The organism is Corynebacterium sp. TAE3-ERU30 (assembly GCF_019209925.1).
GTDB classification, from domain to species: Bacteria; Actinomycetota; Actinomycetes; order Mycobacteriales; family Mycobacteriaceae; genus Corynebacterium; species Corynebacterium megadyptis.
This window is the reverse complement of sequence record NZ_JAHUTO010000001.1, coordinates 104720-119785: the sequence shown is the minus strand read 5'-3', so window position 1 is coordinate 119785 and position 15066 is coordinate 104720. Positions and strand designations below refer to the sequence as shown.

Below are 15066 nucleotides of genomic sequence, written 5' to 3'. Positions count from 1 at the left end.
CCTAGCCATGGAATTTCTTCCTCTCGCATTATTTGCGTTAGTGATCGTGTTTGTCGCGGTCGCTATCGCACGCTCTATTGTGATCGTTCCCCAGGGCTCTGCCGCCGTGGTGGAGCGCCTGGGTAAATACACTCAGACCATCGCCCCCGGTATTGGCTTCCTCATCCCCTTCGTGGATAAGGTGCGCGCCAAGGTCGACACCCGTGAGCGGGTGGTGTCCTTCCCGCCGCAGGCCGTGATCACCCAAGACAACCTCACTGTCGCTATCGACACGGTGGTGACCTTCCAAATCAACGAACCCGATCGCGCCATCTATGGTGTGGACAACTACATCGTGGGCGTGGAACAGATCTCTGTGGCCACGCTGCGTGATGTGGTCGGTGGCATGACCTTGGAGGAAACCCTCACCAGCCGCGAGGTGATTAACCGTCGTCTCCGCGGTGAGCTGGATAATGCCACCACGAAGTGGGGGCTGCGCATCTCCCGTGTGGAGCTGAAGGCTATTGATCCGCCATCCTCCATTCAGGCTTCCATGGAGAAGCAGATGAAGGCCGAGCGGGAAAAGCGCGCCATGATCCTCACTGCCGAGGGCCAGCGCGAGGCGGACATCAAGACCGCCGAGGGTGAGAAGCAGGCTCGTATCCTCGGCGCTGAGGGCGAAAAGCACGCCTCGATTCTCGCCGCCGAAGCCGAGCGGCAGGCCATGATGCTCAAGGCTGAGGGTGAGCGCGCCGCTATCTATCTGCGCGCCCAGGGTGAGGCCCGCGCTATTCAGAAGGTGAACGCCGCAGTCAAGGCCTCCAAGCTCACCCCGGAGGTGCTGGCCTATCAGTACCTGGAGAAGCTGCCGAAGATCGCCGAGGGCGAGGGCAACACCACCTGGATGATCCCATCCCAATTCGGTGACTCCTTGGAGCGCTTCGCCAAGTCCTTCGCCCAGAAGGACGAGGAGGGAGTGTTCCGCTACGAGCCCAGCGGCGTGGATGAGGAAACCAAGCGCGTCGCCGAGGTGGATGAGGACGAGGATTGGTTCAATACCGAATCCGCGCCCGAGATCGCCGCGGCGGTGGCCGCCGCTAATGCCGTGGCCAATAAGCCGGTGGACGAGTCCGATCCGGCCCGCTCGATCGAGGCCTCCGTACCGGATGGCACGGCTGCGCCGCAGCAGTCAGCGCTCGACACAGCACCCAGCCCGCTACCGGATACTCCGGCGGCACCCGCACCGCAGCAGCCCGCGGACTAAGGACTGCATACGCGGCCCCGCCCCACGCTTCTTCTGCTGGGGACGGGGCCGCATGCACGTCTGGGGCGGCGTATCGGGGCTAGGCGAGTGAATCGGCCCGCTGCAATAGGTGGACCGCCAACTGCCAGCCGGCGGATTCCGCCAGCCAGCCGGCTGCCTGCAGCCGCTGCGACATCGCCTGTTTCGAGATGCCGAGCTCCTCGGCGGCTTCATTCTGATTCAATCCCTGGCGCACCAAGGCGGTGGCCTCGCGTCCCTCGTGGGTGCGCTTGGAGAAGACATGATTGAGCAGGGCGAACACGGCAATAATGTCTTCGGTGATATCCGCGGTATCCACCCCGGGGGCGGAGATCTGAGCCTTGACCGTGCCCGCGCGCACGCGCTGCGGCATCGCGGCTGTGGCGATGGCCCGCACCCGCTCGGGGTCATTGGACAGGGGAGTCACCCCGATGGATACCGCCCACTCGCCGGCGCTCAGCAGTGCCATCGCGGTATCAGTGGTGGCACGGGCGGAGTCGATGGCCGCACAAATATCCTCCACGCCTAAGACATCGAAGGTCCCCACCCCGTCGAGGGTGGATAGCGCCTCGGCGGAGCGTGCCACCAGCTCGGCGCGGTGAGTGGAACGGCCTCGATAACGGGCGTGTACAGCAAACATCTAGATCCCTTTTTCACCTTGCACTCATAGGGAGGGGACGCCACCGGGCCTGGATAATGGCCGAGTGCGCGTCCCTTAAGTCAAGTCCTAAACGTAGACTATACCGAAGGCTGAGGCGGGTGTGGGGAGGCCGGGCGAAGCGGCAGGAGGGCGTCGATAAGCATCCCCATGCCGCCCACGATGAGCAGGGCGATAGTGATCAGCAGCAGACGTGCATCACCGCCGTGGCTCAATGCGGATCCCAGCACCACGGTGGCGATGGTGCCTGGTGCCGAGCCGATGAGGGTGGCGAGGGTGAACCAGCGACGCGGCACCTCTGAGATGGCGGCCACGTAGTTGAGAATGGAAAAGGGCACCCCGGCGATCATGCGCAGGCTGGTCACGGCCAGCCAGCCGCGACGGCGCAGATGGGCGTTGATGGTCCCCACCGCTGGGTGGGTGAGATGGGGGCGGATCCAGTCGCTAAGGAAGGCCCGCACCACGCTCAACGAGATCCATGCCGAGATAGTAGTGCAGCTCAGCGCCAGCACAATGCCGATCAGTGGCCCGAAAAGCACCCCGCTGGAGAGGGTGAAGACGGTGCGGGGAATAGGGAACTGGGTGGCCACGATGTAGATGAGGGCAAAGGCCAGCACGAACCCTGGGCCCAGAGCCTCGCTCCAGGCTCGCCACTGCTCCAAGCTGGGAACATCCACCAGCAGCGGCACCACGATCACCGCCAGGACGCACCCCACGATAGCCACCTGGCGCAGCCGCGACTGGGCGCGGAAACCGCGGGCGATTCCACGCAGCGAGCGAGCTACGCGGCGCGCGGCGGCGGAGAGTCTGTGCATGGGCTCTGAGCATAGCGCCCCTGCCCGTATCCGCCCATATGGCCACGGACTGCGGACACACTCTGTGGACAAACCAACAGGGCGGTGTTGCTTTATTACCCACATTGGTGAGTATGAATCCATGCAGTTCTGCAGCTATGCGCGGGCAGGGCTGGTCGCGGCGGCGTCAATCTTCACATGAAGCAGGCGCTTGGCACTACACTGATGAGGTGAATGTGACCGTCTCCGGATACGGCGGCTCGGTGTGAGCACATCGCCTCGCGCCCGAGCGCTGCCGTGGCGGAAACGGAGCCCGCACTGCGACAGGGAACCGGTGCTCGACGCACCGCCCTGCGGGACCATTTCTGGCGCTGGAAAAGGTCACGATTCGAAGAGAATATTTCTGCGACAAATCAAGCTAGCGAGTCGGTCTCTACCAGGACTCGGGCGTCGTGCGGCCGCACCAGAAGGTGAGGCATGTGCTTTATGCGCGGCGCCTGCACACCAGGTAGGGGACGGCTCAATAAGGGAGAAGGTTCACTGTGACTGATACACAGTCCGGTACCCCCAACGCTGATCTTCCCGAGAACTACTCGGAGATGGAGAACGCGTGGCACAAGGCAGTAGCCAAAGTGTTCGCACGGGTACAGAAGAAAGATGTCGCCGACGTTCCACTCGATGTGTGGAAGAAGTTGGTGAAGGCCACCTATAACGATGTAGACATCAAGCCGCTCTACAACCGGGCCGATGAGCTCGCAGAGGCAGCTGCTCCCGGACATTTCCCGTACCTGCGCGGTGATAAGACTGCTCATGCTCGTGAGGGCTGGGGAGTGGCCGAGTCCTTCGAAGGCGAGACAGCGAATAAGGACATCCTGCACGCCCTGCGGGTGGGCACCACCCATCTCATCATCGATGGCACCGATCTGGAAAAGACCCTCGATGGCGTGCTGCTGGATCTCGCCCCGATCCGCCTCAACGCCGGCGCCAAGGTCTCTGCCGCGGCATCTGCGCTCTACCGGCTCATCGACGAGGCCGGCGAGGATGTGGCGCAGGGGGTGAACGTCGATCTCGGCGCCGCCCCGCTCACCGCCGTCTATGACGGCTCCGAGACCATCGAGCTCGACGAGGCCGTGGAGCTGGCCGTGGCTGCCGCCAAGCGCCCCGGCACGGTCCGCGCCATTCTCGTGGATACCGTGCCGCTGTCCAACCAGGGCGCGAGCGATATCCAGGAGATTGGCTACGGTATTGCCGCTGGTGTCGAGTACCTGCGGGCGCTTGTCGACGCCGGGCTCTCGCCCGAGGAGGCGCTCGGCCAGATCGCTTTCCGTGTGGCCGTCACCGATGAGCAATTCGCGCAGATCGCCAAGCTGCGTGCCCTGCGCACCCTGTGGGCCCGCGTTGCCGAGGTCATCGGCGTGCCCGAAGCCGGTTCGGCTGTGGTGCACGCGACGACCGCGCCGGTGATGTTCTCTCAGCGTGATCCGTGGGTGAACATGCTGCGCGTGACCGTAGCCGCCTTCGCCGGCGGTGTCGGCGGAGCCCAGGACATCGAGGTGCTGCCTTTCGACGCGGCTGTGCCCGGGGGCATGCCCACCGCCTCGCGTAACTTCACTCACCGCATCGCCCGCAATACCAACCTGCTGCTGCTGGAGGAGTCGCACCTGGGTCATGTGATCGACCCCGCCGGCGGTTCCTTCTACGTGGAGTCGCTGACCGCCCAGGTCGCCGACAACGCATGGGAGATCTTCACCTCCATCGAGGGCGAGGGCGGATTCACCTCCGCCACCGAGACAGTGCAGGCCGCACTGGATAAGCAGGCAGAGATCACCCGCGTGGACGTGGCTCACCGCCGCAAAAAGGTCACGGGCATCAACGAGTTCCCGAACCTCGCGGAAACCCCCTTGCCCCCAGAGAAGCGCGACGCCACCCCTGGCATTCGCCGCTGGGCTGCCGAGTTCGAGCGTCTGCGCGACCGCTCCGATGAATTCCTCGCCGACAAGGGTGAGCGCCCGCAGATCGGCTTGATTCCTTTGGGCCCGCTGGCCAAGCACAATGTGCGCACCGGCTTCACCACCAACCTGCTCGCCACCGGCGGTATCCAGGCCCTCAACCCGGGCCAGGTAGAGCCCGGCACCGAGGAGTTCACCGCCGCGGCACAGGCGTCGCCGATCGTGGTGATCTGCGGCACCGACCAGGAATACGCTGCCTCCGGCGAAGCGGCCGTTAAGGCCCTGCGCGAGGCCGGCGTGAAGGAAATCCTGCTGGCCGGCGCAGAGAAGTCCTTCGCCGATGCCGAGGAGAAGCCAGACGGCTACGTAAACATGACCATCGACGCGGCCGGCACCTTGTCCGAGCTGCTCGAGAAGCTGGGAGCGTGAGGAGACAATGACCACCATCCCGAATTTCGCTGATGTCGCTCGTACCCCCGAGGCGGCCACAGCGGCTAGCAACGTAGACGAGATCAAGGGCGAGGAGCAGGTCTGGGCCACCCCGGAGCGCATTGATGTCGCCCGCGTGTTCACCCGTGACAACCGCGATGAGGCCGTCAACGACACCCCCTCGCACCCGCTGGATTCCTTCCCCGGTATGCCCCCGTTCATGCGCGGGCCGTACCCGACGATGTACACCAACCAGCCGTGGACGATTCGCCAGTACGCCGGCTTCTCCACCGCGGCCGAGTCCAATGCCTTCTACCGCCGCAACCTTGCCGCCGGTCAGAAGGGCCTGTCTGTGGCCTTCGACCTCGCCACCCACCGCGGCTACGACTCCGATAATGAGCGCGTGCTGGGCGACGTCGGTATGGCCGGTGTGGCCATCGACTCCATCTTGGACATGCGCCAGCTTTTCGAGGGCATTGATCTCTCGAGCGTGTCGGTGTCGATGACCATGAACGGCGCCGTGCTGCCGATTCTGGCTCTCTACATCGTCGCTGCTGAGGAGCAGGGCGTGAAGCCGGAGCAGCTGGCCGGAACTATTCAGAACGACATTCTGAAGGAGTTCATGGTCCGTAACACCTACATCTATCCGCCGCAGCCCTCCATGCGCATCATCTCCAATATCTTCGAGTACACCTCGATGAAGATGCCGCGCTGGAACTCGATTTCCATCTCGGGCTATCACATCCAGGAAGCCGGTGCGACCGCCGACCTGGAGCTGGCCTATACCCTCGCCGATGGTGTGGAATACATCCGCGCCGGTAAGGCCGTGGGCCTGGACGTGGATAAGTTCGCCCCGCGTCTGTCCTTCTTCTGGGGCATTTCCATGAACACCTTCATGGAGATCGCGAAGCTGCGCGCCGGCCGCCTCCTCTGGAGCGAGCTCGTGGCCACCTTCGATCCGAAGAACCCGAAGTCGCAGTCGCTGCGTACCCACTCGCAGACCTCCGGTTGGTCGCTGACCGCCCAGGACGTGTACAACAACGTGCCGCGTACCTGCATCGAGGCAATGGCCGCGACCCAGGGCCACACCCAGTCGCTGCACACCAACGCCCTCGACGAGGCGCTGGCACTGCCCACCGACTTCTCCGCTCGTATTGCCCGTAACACCCAGCTGCTGCTGCAGCAGGAGTCCGGCACCGTGCGTCCGGTGGATCCGTGGGCTGGCTCCTACTACATCGAGTGGCTCACCAATGAGCTGGCCAACCGCGCCCGCAAGCACATCCAGGAGGTGGAGGACGCCGGCGGTATGGCTCAGGCCACCGCCGAGGGCATCCCGAAGCTGCGCATCGAGGAATCGGCTGCACGTACCCAGGCCCGCATCGACTCTGGCCGCCAGGCCCTCATCGGTGTGAACAAGTACGTGGTGGCCGAGGATGAGCAGATCGAGGTGCTCAAGGTTGAGAACTCGCGCGTGCGTCAGGAACAGCTGGACAAGTTGGAGCGCCTGCGCGCTGACCGCGATGAAGAGGCAGTAACCAAGGCCCTCGACGCCCTGACCTACGCCGCCGCCCACGAGGACGAGAAGGAAGCCGGGGATCTCTCCCTCAACCTGCTCAAGCTCTCGGTGGATGCGGCCCGCGCCAAGGCCACCGTGGGTGAGATCTCGATGGCTCTGGAGAAGGTCTTTGGCCGCCACGAGGCCGAGATCCGCACGCTCTCGGGCGTGTACAAGGATGAGGTCGGAAAGGAAGGCCAAGTGTCTAACGTGCAACGCGCCATCACGATGGCCGATGCCTTCGAGGCAGAGGAAGGTCGCCGCCCGCGTATCTTCATCGCCAAGATGGGCCAGGACGGCCACGACCGCGGCCAGAAGGTGGTGGCTTCCGCCTACGCCGATCTGGGCATGGACGTGGATGTGGGACCGCTGTTCCAGACCCCGGCCGAGGCTGCCCGCGCCGCCGTGGATGCCGACGTGCACGTGGTGGGCGTGTCCTCCTTGGCCGCCGGCCACCTCACCCTGGTGCCCGCGCTGAAGGAGGAGCTGAAGAAGCTGGGCCGCGAGGACATCATGATCGTCGTCGGCGGCGTGATTCCTCCCGGAGATTTCCAGGAGCTCTACGACGACGGCGCCGCCGCGATCTACCCGCCGGGTACCGTGATCGCGGACTCTGCCATCGATATGATGCAGAAGCTCGCCGCCGATCTCGGCTTTGATCTTCCGGATCCGAAGGAGGAGGCCGCAGCGGAGTAGCGCGTCAACGCCTCTGTCGCTGCCGGCTTAGCCGCACCGCCCCTTGTACAGCGCCACCTCGTGGCATGTGCGAGGGGCGGTTATGCGTGTGGGGCAGAAGACACCTGCCGCGCTGCGGCCCGCACTGGGCTCGGCACACGATGGCTCTGGAGTGGTTAGGGTGATTCTTATTAACCCCCATCTGGGCTCACGCGCTGGGACACTCAGGCACAATGGGGAACGAAAGACTATGTATTGCAGAGAAAGGCTGGGAGCACCTAATCATGGAGGGCACACGCGAATATCTTGAGGAGAACCTCGGATCGCTGACTACCACGGCCGGAACCGATCTTGGCACTGCCACCGCCGTGGCCCCGGAGAAGGTGAAAAGGGCGCGCCGCCGCATTAATGTTGATGAGCTTTTCGACGGCGTCCGCAACGGTGAGCGCACCGCGATTGCCCGCGCGATTACGCTGCTGGAATCCAGTGCGGCAGCGCATCGAGTCTTAGCGCAGGAACTGCTGGTGAAGCTGCTGCCCTTTAGCGGCAACGCCTTACGCGTGGGTATCACCGGTGTACCCGGGGTGGGTAAGTCCACCACGATCGAAAGCCTCGGCATGAAGCTGGTGAATGAGGGCCACAAGGTGGCGGTGGTGGCCGTGGATCCCTCATCCACCAAGACCCGCGGTTCGATCTTGGGCGATAAGACCCGCATGGCCAAGCTCTCGGCGCAGGACAACGCTTTTATCCGCCCCTCACCCTCGGCAGGCACCCTCGGCGGCGTGGCGAAGGCAACCCGCGAATCCATGGTGGTCTTCGAGGCCGCGGGTTTCGACATCATCATCGTCGAAACCGTCGGCGTCGGCCAAAGCGAGGTGGCCGTGTCCAATATGGTGGACTGCTTCACCTTCCTCGCCCTGTCTGGGGCAGGCGATCAGCTCCAAGGCATTAAGAAGGGCGTGCTGGAGATGGCTGATCTGGTGGCCATCAACAAGGCCGATGGCTCGAATAAAAAGAACGCCAAGCGCGCCGCCCGAGAACTGGCTGCGGCGATGCGCATGGTGCGTTCCGAGGACGATGATTGGCACCCGCCAACAATCACCATGTCCGCCGTGGAGGACACCGGGATCTCCGAATTCTGGGAGATCGTGGAAAAGCACCACCAGTGCCAATTGGATACCGGCGCCTTCGAGCGGCTCCGCCGCGAACAGCAGGTGGGCTGGATGTGGCAGATGGTGCACGAAACCATTCTGCAGCGACTCAACACCAATGCCTCGGTGCAAGAGACCAAGCAATTGGTGGAATCGCAGCTCAAGCAGGGGCAGATCACCCCGACGCTCGCGGCGGAGCGCATCCTCGCCGCCTTCGATAATGCGGCGCAGCCGGCTCCGGCGCCGGAGCAGGGTGACGACGCCAACTAGGGCCGATATCCGCTCAGGACCGTTTTCAGGCCGACCTTGATGAGAGCACGAAAATGCACCGCCAGCCCCACGTCCACGGGGATGGCGGTGCAGCTATGTCTGCGCTTGTCTCTAGCCGCCCAGCATACGGTTGAGCTGCGCGACCAGCCACAGCACCAGCACGAGCCCGATGAGGACCATGCCGCCAATGAGGATCAGTTTCTGGGTGGGAGCGAAGCTCTCGTCCTTCGCTGGGGGCATGTAGTACACGATCAGCGCGGCGAGGATAAGCCCAATGATATTGCCGGTGAGCAGTTGGTGGACCACGCTGAATATGGCGTAGATGCGCAGCGTGCGCAGGTTTTCGGCCTCGGCGACACGGAGGAGGGCGGCCATAATAATTACTGAACAGCTGGCGACGAACGCGAGCGCCACGCCGGGATCAGTAATGACCTCCTCGAAGCTCATTCCCGTCTGGGCGCTGACTGCGGTCTGGTAGAGCAGATAGGCCACGGCGCTGAGCAGCCAATACCAAAAGAGAATCGTAGTGGTACGGCGATAGTCCTTGAACATCGCGAAGAATGTGCTCACGAGCGCCTGCTTTCTAGTTGCTGTTCGTTGTAGACAATAAGGCTGCGGGCCACATAGTCCAGCAGCACGTTCAGTCCCACGAAGGAATGGTGCAGCCCGGTGTTGATACTGGTCATCGTCGGGGTTGAGGTGTAGGTGAGGGTGCGATCGGCATGCTGGGCGATATAGCCATCGCTGCGTGCCGCGATCAGCAGTATCCTGATCCCGCGCAGCTCCATCTCGTGCAGAATCTCCTCGAGGCCATCGGTCGCTCCCGATAGAGAGACGATGACCACCATGTCTTCTGGCCCCATGACCGCGGTGGAGGCGCGGAACTCGTTGATGGTCGGCAACACCACGGTAAAGCGCCGGCTCGAAATCACTGACTTGGCGAATTCCTCGGTGGCAAGCTGTTGCGCGTAGCCGGTGGCGAAGCAGTACAGCGTGCGCGCGCCGGCGATCCAGCGCAGGATCTCGGAGAGATCGGTGCCCTCCATGGTCGTGAGAGTGGCCTCCACATCCGAGCGCAGCACCCCAACCAGATCCTCTGAGGGAGTCGGGCTGTGGGCGAGGGAGTTTTTGATAAAGAACTTGAGTTCGCCGAAGCCTGTGAAGCCGAGCTTCTGGGTCAAGCGGATCACGCTCGAGGTGGAAGTGAAGGCCCGGTGTGCCACAGCGCTCAGCGTGGCATCGGCCACGAACTCCTGCTCGGCCAAAATGAAGGCCAAGACATCACGTTCTGTGGCACTGAGCCGAAGCTCAATCTTTTTTACATGATCCGCCAGATTCATGGCTCATAGTCTATCTCTAGAGTTAGCGCATCTGCTGCACCTCGTGGGACCTGCCCGCAGACACGGCACGAGGTGCAACGCGAGGCACTACGCAGGAGAGTCGCTGGTGACCATCGCTTCGAAGGCGTCGCGAACTTGGGGAACATCCATGCCGACGATCACCTGGAAGGCGCGGCCCTTACGGACGATGCCCATCGCACCCGCGTCCTTGAAATCGGCGTCATTATCGGAGACCAGCGCGGCATCATCCACCGATACCCGCAGCCGGGTGGCGCAGTTATTCACATCGGTGATGTTGGCCGCTCCGCCGAGCAGGGCGAGGAAGTCCCGGGCACGTTGGCTATAGGGATCATCGGCCACCGCCTCAGCGCCGGTGTCCGTGCTGCCTTTCTTCTCCGCCTTCTTCGCCGCCTGCATCTCGCGGTATTCCTTCTTGGAGTAGAGCTTCACATCGGCTCCATCGGCCTCACGGCCGGGAGTCTTCAGGTCGAGCTTGAGAATGAGGAAGCGGAAGAGCAGGAAGTAGATGGCAGTGAAGCTGAGGCCGATGAGGATCTGAGCGATATAGGTGGCGTGGTGATTGGCCCACAGCGGCACCCAGTTCTGGAACACGAAGTCGATCAGGCCACCGCCCATATTGCCGACCACACCGAAGGAGTACATGACCGCGGCCATCGTCGCGGCCAGCAGGGCGTGGACGACGAAGAGAATCGGGGCGGCGAAGAGGAAGGTAAACTCCAGCGGCTCGGTGATGCCAATGAGAATGGCGGTCAAGCACACCGGCACCAGCAGGGTCAGGGTTTCCTTGCGGCGCTCGGGGCGAGCTGTCGTATAAAACGCGGCCGCGATACCGATGGGGGCGAATACCTTGGAGTTGCCGTGCAGCGAGAAACCGCCCGAGGGGAAGAGGTCCTTCAAGGATTCGGTGGAGGCGGCATACTCATTCAGGTGCGCCACCCAGTACTTGGTAATGCCATCGGGCACCACTGCGGGGCCAAAGACGAAGGGGGTGTAGATGAAGTGGTGCAGGCCCGTGGGGATGAGTATGCGCTCCATAAACGTGTACAGCCACACGCCAAAGACGCCGGAGGAGATAAAGAATCCCTGCATGCTGGCGATGCCGCTCTGGATACTCGGCCAGATAAACGCGGTGAGTAGTGCCACCGGAATCATGAGGAAAAACCCGAGGGCATAGACATATTGGGTGCCCTGGAAGATACCGAGGAAGTCCGGCAGTTTCGTGTTGAAGTAGCGGTTGTGCAACCACACCACGATCGCGGAGATAATGATCGCGCCGAAAATACCGGTGTCGAGGGTTTTGATGCCGGCGATCTCTTTCAAACCGGAGGTGCCGCCAACCTCAGCGCTGAAGTCCACGCCGAGCTTCTCGCCGAAGTGCTCCAAGATAGAGCTGAGGAAGTACTGGAAGGTCAGATACACCATTGCGGCTTCCAGCACGGCGCGAGCATTGGCTGTTTTTGCCAGGGCGATAGGCAGGCCCAGCACGAAAAGCAGCTCCATCTGATTGAAGACTGTCCAGGCGCCGGATTGCCACACGGTCCAGAAGGACCACCACCAACTTCCCTCGGCGGCAATTCCGCCCACGAGGTCCTCGTTGAGCGCGATGATTGACAGGCCCACCGCGAGGCCAGCGAAAGCGAAGATGAGGACCGGGGCCAGCATGGCCGAGCCGAACCTCTGGACTTTCTCCATCATGGTGTCTCGTCCCTTTCCACTTCAGGGGCGCAGCTAGGGTGCAGGTGTTGTGAGCTGCGTGTGTATTGGCTTTGTCTCTATTCATAGTTCTTCGCTTCAATGCTGAGAAGCGCTTTTGGGCCGGCTGGAGAACACTCCAGATTTTGGAGCATCGTGGCCTTCTGTGGCGCCGCCGCGCCTTCATACACTGGGGGAGACCGCTATTGTTGCGCCCCGTGAGCTAGGAAGGCCTATGAAGGTTCTCACCCTCAACACCCACAGCTGGATGGAAGAGATGCAGATTCCCAAGCTGTACACCCTCGCGCGCATGCTTGTCGACGAGGGAATAGACATTGTCGCGCTGCAGGAAGTGAATCAGTCCCGCTGTATGCCGCCGGCCGCGGATCTCGAGGGCTGGATTCCCGCCCAGGATGCCCTGGAGTCCATTGCCGTGCACGGGGACAACTACGCACTACTGCTGGTGCAGGCCCTGCGTCAGCTCGACCCCCACACCGCGTGGAGCTGGACATGGATTCCGGTGCACCGCGGCTTCGGCGTCTTCGATGAAGGCGTGGCGATCGTCTCCCGCCACGGCATCGAGGAGGCGCGCCAGCTCAGCCATGGTGGTGACTTCGACTATGACGACGTGCGCCGCCGCGCCTCGCTCGCGGTGCGTAGCGCTGGCCTGTGGTGGGTATCCTCCCACTTCTCGTGGTGGCGAGGCGATAACGATACCTTCTTTGCCCGCGAATGGCGCCACATGAGTCCGCAGCTCGACCAGCTGCGCCGCCAAGCGCCGGTGGTGCTCTGCGGCGACTTTAATGTTCCTGCCGGAGACACCGACGGCGGCTACGACTACGTGATGCGCTCGGGCCAGTGGGCCGATAGCTTCCACCAGGCGGCCGAGGTGCACGGCGAGGCGACCGTGCACACAACAATCCACGGCTGGGACGACAACACCCAGGATTTGCGCATTGATTATGTGTTCACCAGCAGCGGGGTGCGCGCCCGCCGCCACACCGTGGTTTTTCCCGACAACAGCTCCGAGGCGGTCTCCGACCATTCCGGCATTGTGGTCTCCCTGGACACCACACATGCTGACAACCCACAACTCTAAGGAGTACCGAATGACCAGCCCACGCCGCAGCGTGCTCGACAACGCGGTGGTCTATCAGATTTATCCGCGCAGCTTTAAAGATTCCGATGGCGATGGCATCGGCGATATCCGCGGCATATGCGAGAAACTCGATTATCTGGAACAGCTCGGCGTCGACGTGCTGTGGCTGTCTCCTATTTTCGCCTCGCCCAATGACGATAATGGCTATGACATCTCCGATTATCGCGCCATTATGAAGGAATTCGGCACCATGGCCGATGTGGAGGAACTCATTGCGCAGGCGCGCCAGCGTGGGATGAGGATTCTGCTGGATCTGGTGGTCAATCACACTTCGGATGAACACGAGTGGTTCCGCCAGTCCTGTTCCTCGAAAGACAATCCCTATCGCGACTACTACATCTGGCGCGACCCAGCCGGATATAGCGAGGACGGTACGCCGCTGCCGCCGAATAATTGGATCTCCGCTTTTAGCCCCTCGGCTTGGGAATTCGATGAGACCACCGGGCAGTTTTATTTGCACATGTTCTCTCCCAAACAACCCGATCTGAATTGGGAGAACCCAGAGGTTCGTCGCGAAGTCTATGATCTCATGCGTTTCTGGCTTGATAAGGGCGTGGGCGGTTTTCGTATGGATGTGATCAACCTGATTTCCAAGCCGCAGGAGCTTATCGACGCACCCCTGGCGGTTAATGATCCCGCAGTCGCAGGCGGAAGCCGCGAATCCTCGCTCGCTATGAGCGTCAATGGCCCCCGCGTCCACGAGTTTCTCCAGGAGATGCGCCGCGAGGTACTCGACGACTATGACACGCTCACCGTAGGGGAGACCCCGATCACCACGGTGGAGGACGGCATTCTCTATGCCGGATTCGAGCGCGGGGAACTCGACATGATCTTCACGTTCGAGCATGTATCCCTCGACTTTTCCGAGCAGGGATGGGGTAAATGGTCGGATCGTCGAACCAGTCTGAGCGCCCTCACTGCCACGCTGGAGCACTGGCAAAAGGGACTAGAAGATCGCGCCTGGAACTCGCTGTACTGGAATAACCACGACCAACCGCGGGCCGTATCCCGCTTTGGCAATGACAGCCCCGAGTACCGCGTGGTGTCCGCCTGCATGCTGGGCACAGTGCTGCACATGATGTGCGGCACCCCGTATATCTACCAGGGCGAAGAGATAGGGATGACCAATGTCAGCTTCCCTGAGATCGATGACTATGACGATCTCGAAACCCACGACGCCTATGACACGTATGTGCGCAGCGGAATCATCTCCCATGAGCAGATGATGCGCTTCATCGCCGCCAAGAGCCGCGATAACGCCCGCACCCCTATGCAGTGGGATGAGAGTGAGCACGCTGGATTCACCACGGGTACTCCGTGGCTGCCGCTGAACCCGAATTATCCCGAAATCAACGCCCGTGCCGCCGTGGCAGATCCGCACAGCGTCTATCACCACTACCGGCGTCTTATTGCCCTACGTCGCGAGTATCCAGTGATTCGCCGGGGGAGTTTCCACTTGCTCGAGCCAGATAGCGAGACCATCTTCAGCTACGCCCGCGCCACCGCGGAGGACAGGCTAGTGGTGGTGGCCAACGTCAGCGCCACCACGGTGGAGTGTGACTACGCAGCTGCATCTCCCGCGGCGTTGCAGCGCCGCGGCGTCGAGGGCGCTGGGTGGCAGCTGATCTCGTCGAACTACGCAGACGATGCGGGTAGCGTTCTGCGCCCCTATGAGGCGAAGGTGTATCTGGGCCACGCCCCGCAGTCCTAGCCCGCGAGCTGAAGGCGAGGGGAGACGTCCCGGCACGTATAGCGTGAACCGGGCTCTCCGCTCGCTTCTATGTGCACGCGGCAGTGGGGTAGAGCCCGGTATCGCGGGCTACCCGCCGCCGTGGTTGCCGTGCGCCCCGCGCACCGAGACATGAAAAAATCCCGCGCTCATCCGAAGATGAACACGGGATTCATAGAGTGCCCGAGGGGGGACTTGAACCCCCACGTCCGTTAATAGGACACTAGCACCTCAAGCTAGCGCGTCTGCCATTCCGCCACCCGGGCTTGGGTTTTGTTTGCAGCCTCTCGGCTGGGCACTCGCATACTGTAGCCCGAACGCGGCAATATAATCAAATCCCCTGCACAAGCGCCCATTTCCGCACCTATGGACGGAGCGAATCT

General features: G+C 62.4%; 11 protein-coding genes and 1 tRNA gene. 6 read left to right on the top strand and 6 right to left on the bottom strand.

What is annotated here, in order from left to right; all coding sequences use genetic code 11:
- Positions 1-7 precede the first annotated feature (7 nt).
- Entirely contained in the window at positions 8-1243 is a 1236-nt protein-coding gene (locus tag KR227_RS00540; protein ID WP_218363267.1) for an SPFH domain-containing protein, read from the top strand.
- A gap of 79 nt (positions 1244-1322) precedes the next feature.
- On the opposite strand, the gene KR227_RS00535 is transcribed toward KR227_RS00540, so the two are convergent.
- Positions 1323-1901 (bottom strand): MarR family transcriptional regulator, encoded by a 579-nt coding sequence (locus KR227_RS00535; RefSeq protein ID WP_151528756.1) that lies wholly within the window; start codon positions 1899-1901, stop codon positions 1323-1325.
- A 98-nt stretch (positions 1902-1999) separates the two neighbouring features.
- Positions 2000-2734 carry a TVP38/TMEM64 family protein gene (locus KR227_RS00530; RefSeq protein WP_218363266.1) on the bottom strand — a complete coding sequence of 245 codons (735 nt, stop codon included), beginning with the start codon at positions 2732-2734 and terminating at the stop codon, positions 2000-2002.
- 521 nt (positions 2735-3255) lie between these two features.
- Here KR227_RS00530 and KR227_RS00525 point away from each other — a divergent pair.
- The 3 genes from KR227_RS00525 to meaB all read left to right on the top strand — a co-directional run bounded on the left by KR227_RS00525 (position 3256) and on the right by meaB (position 8742).
- A complete protein-coding gene (locus tag KR227_RS00525) occupies positions 3256-5091 on the top strand; it encodes a methylmalonyl-CoA mutase family protein (protein WP_370625111.1) in 1836 nt (611 codons plus the stop codon).
- A 7-nt stretch (positions 5092-5098) separates the two neighbouring features.
- Complete coding sequence (gene scpA, locus KR227_RS00520; protein ID WP_151548593.1) at positions 5099-7342, top strand: methylmalonyl-CoA mutase; 2244 nt, start codon at positions 5099-5101, stop codon at positions 7340-7342.
- A gap of 263 nt (positions 7343-7605) precedes the next feature.
- On the top strand, positions 7606-8742 hold the full coding sequence (meaB, locus tag KR227_RS00515) for a methylmalonyl Co-A mutase-associated GTPase MeaB (RefSeq protein ID WP_218363265.1): 1137 nt from the start codon (positions 7606-7608) through the stop codon (positions 8740-8742).
- Positions 8743-8853: 111 nt separating this feature from the next.
- On the opposite strand, the gene KR227_RS00510 is transcribed toward meaB, so the two are convergent.
- The 3 genes from KR227_RS00510 to KR227_RS00500 all read right to left on the bottom strand — a co-directional run bounded on the left by KR227_RS00510 (position 8854) and on the right by KR227_RS00500 (position 11798).
- The gene (locus KR227_RS00510; RefSeq protein ID WP_218363264.1) at positions 8854-9312 is read right to left on the bottom strand and encodes a hypothetical protein; all 459 of its coding nucleotides are present in this window, start codon (positions 9310-9312) and stop codon (positions 8854-8856) included.
- A complete protein-coding gene (locus KR227_RS00505) occupies positions 9309-10082 on the bottom strand; it encodes a MurR/RpiR family transcriptional regulator (protein WP_218363263.1) in 774 nt (257 codons plus the stop codon). Before KR227_RS00505 ends, KR227_RS00510 begins: the two co-directional genes overlap by 4 nt.
- Positions 10083-10169: 87 nt before the next feature.
- Positions 10170-11798: an alpha-glucoside-specific PTS transporter subunit IIBC gene (locus tag KR227_RS00500; protein ID WP_218363262.1), complete on the bottom strand. Its 1629-nt coding sequence runs from the start codon at positions 11796-11798 to the stop codon at positions 10170-10172.
- A gap of 232 nt (positions 11799-12030) precedes the next feature.
- Here KR227_RS00500 and KR227_RS00495 point away from each other — a divergent pair, with 232 nt between their 5' ends.
- A complete protein-coding gene (locus tag KR227_RS00495; RefSeq protein WP_218363261.1) occupies positions 12031-12894 on the top strand; it encodes an endonuclease/exonuclease/phosphatase family protein in 864 nt (287 codons plus the stop codon).
- A 10-nt stretch (positions 12895-12904) separates the two neighbouring features.
- Complete coding sequence (locus KR227_RS00490; RefSeq protein WP_218363260.1) at positions 12905-14665, top strand: alpha-glucosidase; 1761 nt, start codon at positions 12905-12907, stop codon at positions 14663-14665.
- Between the two features lie 198 nt (positions 14666-14863).
- On the opposite strand, the gene KR227_RS00485 is transcribed toward KR227_RS00490, so the two are convergent.
- Positions 14864-14949, bottom strand: a tRNA-Leu gene (locus tag KR227_RS00485).
- Between the last annotated feature and the right edge of the window lie 117 nt (positions 14950-15066).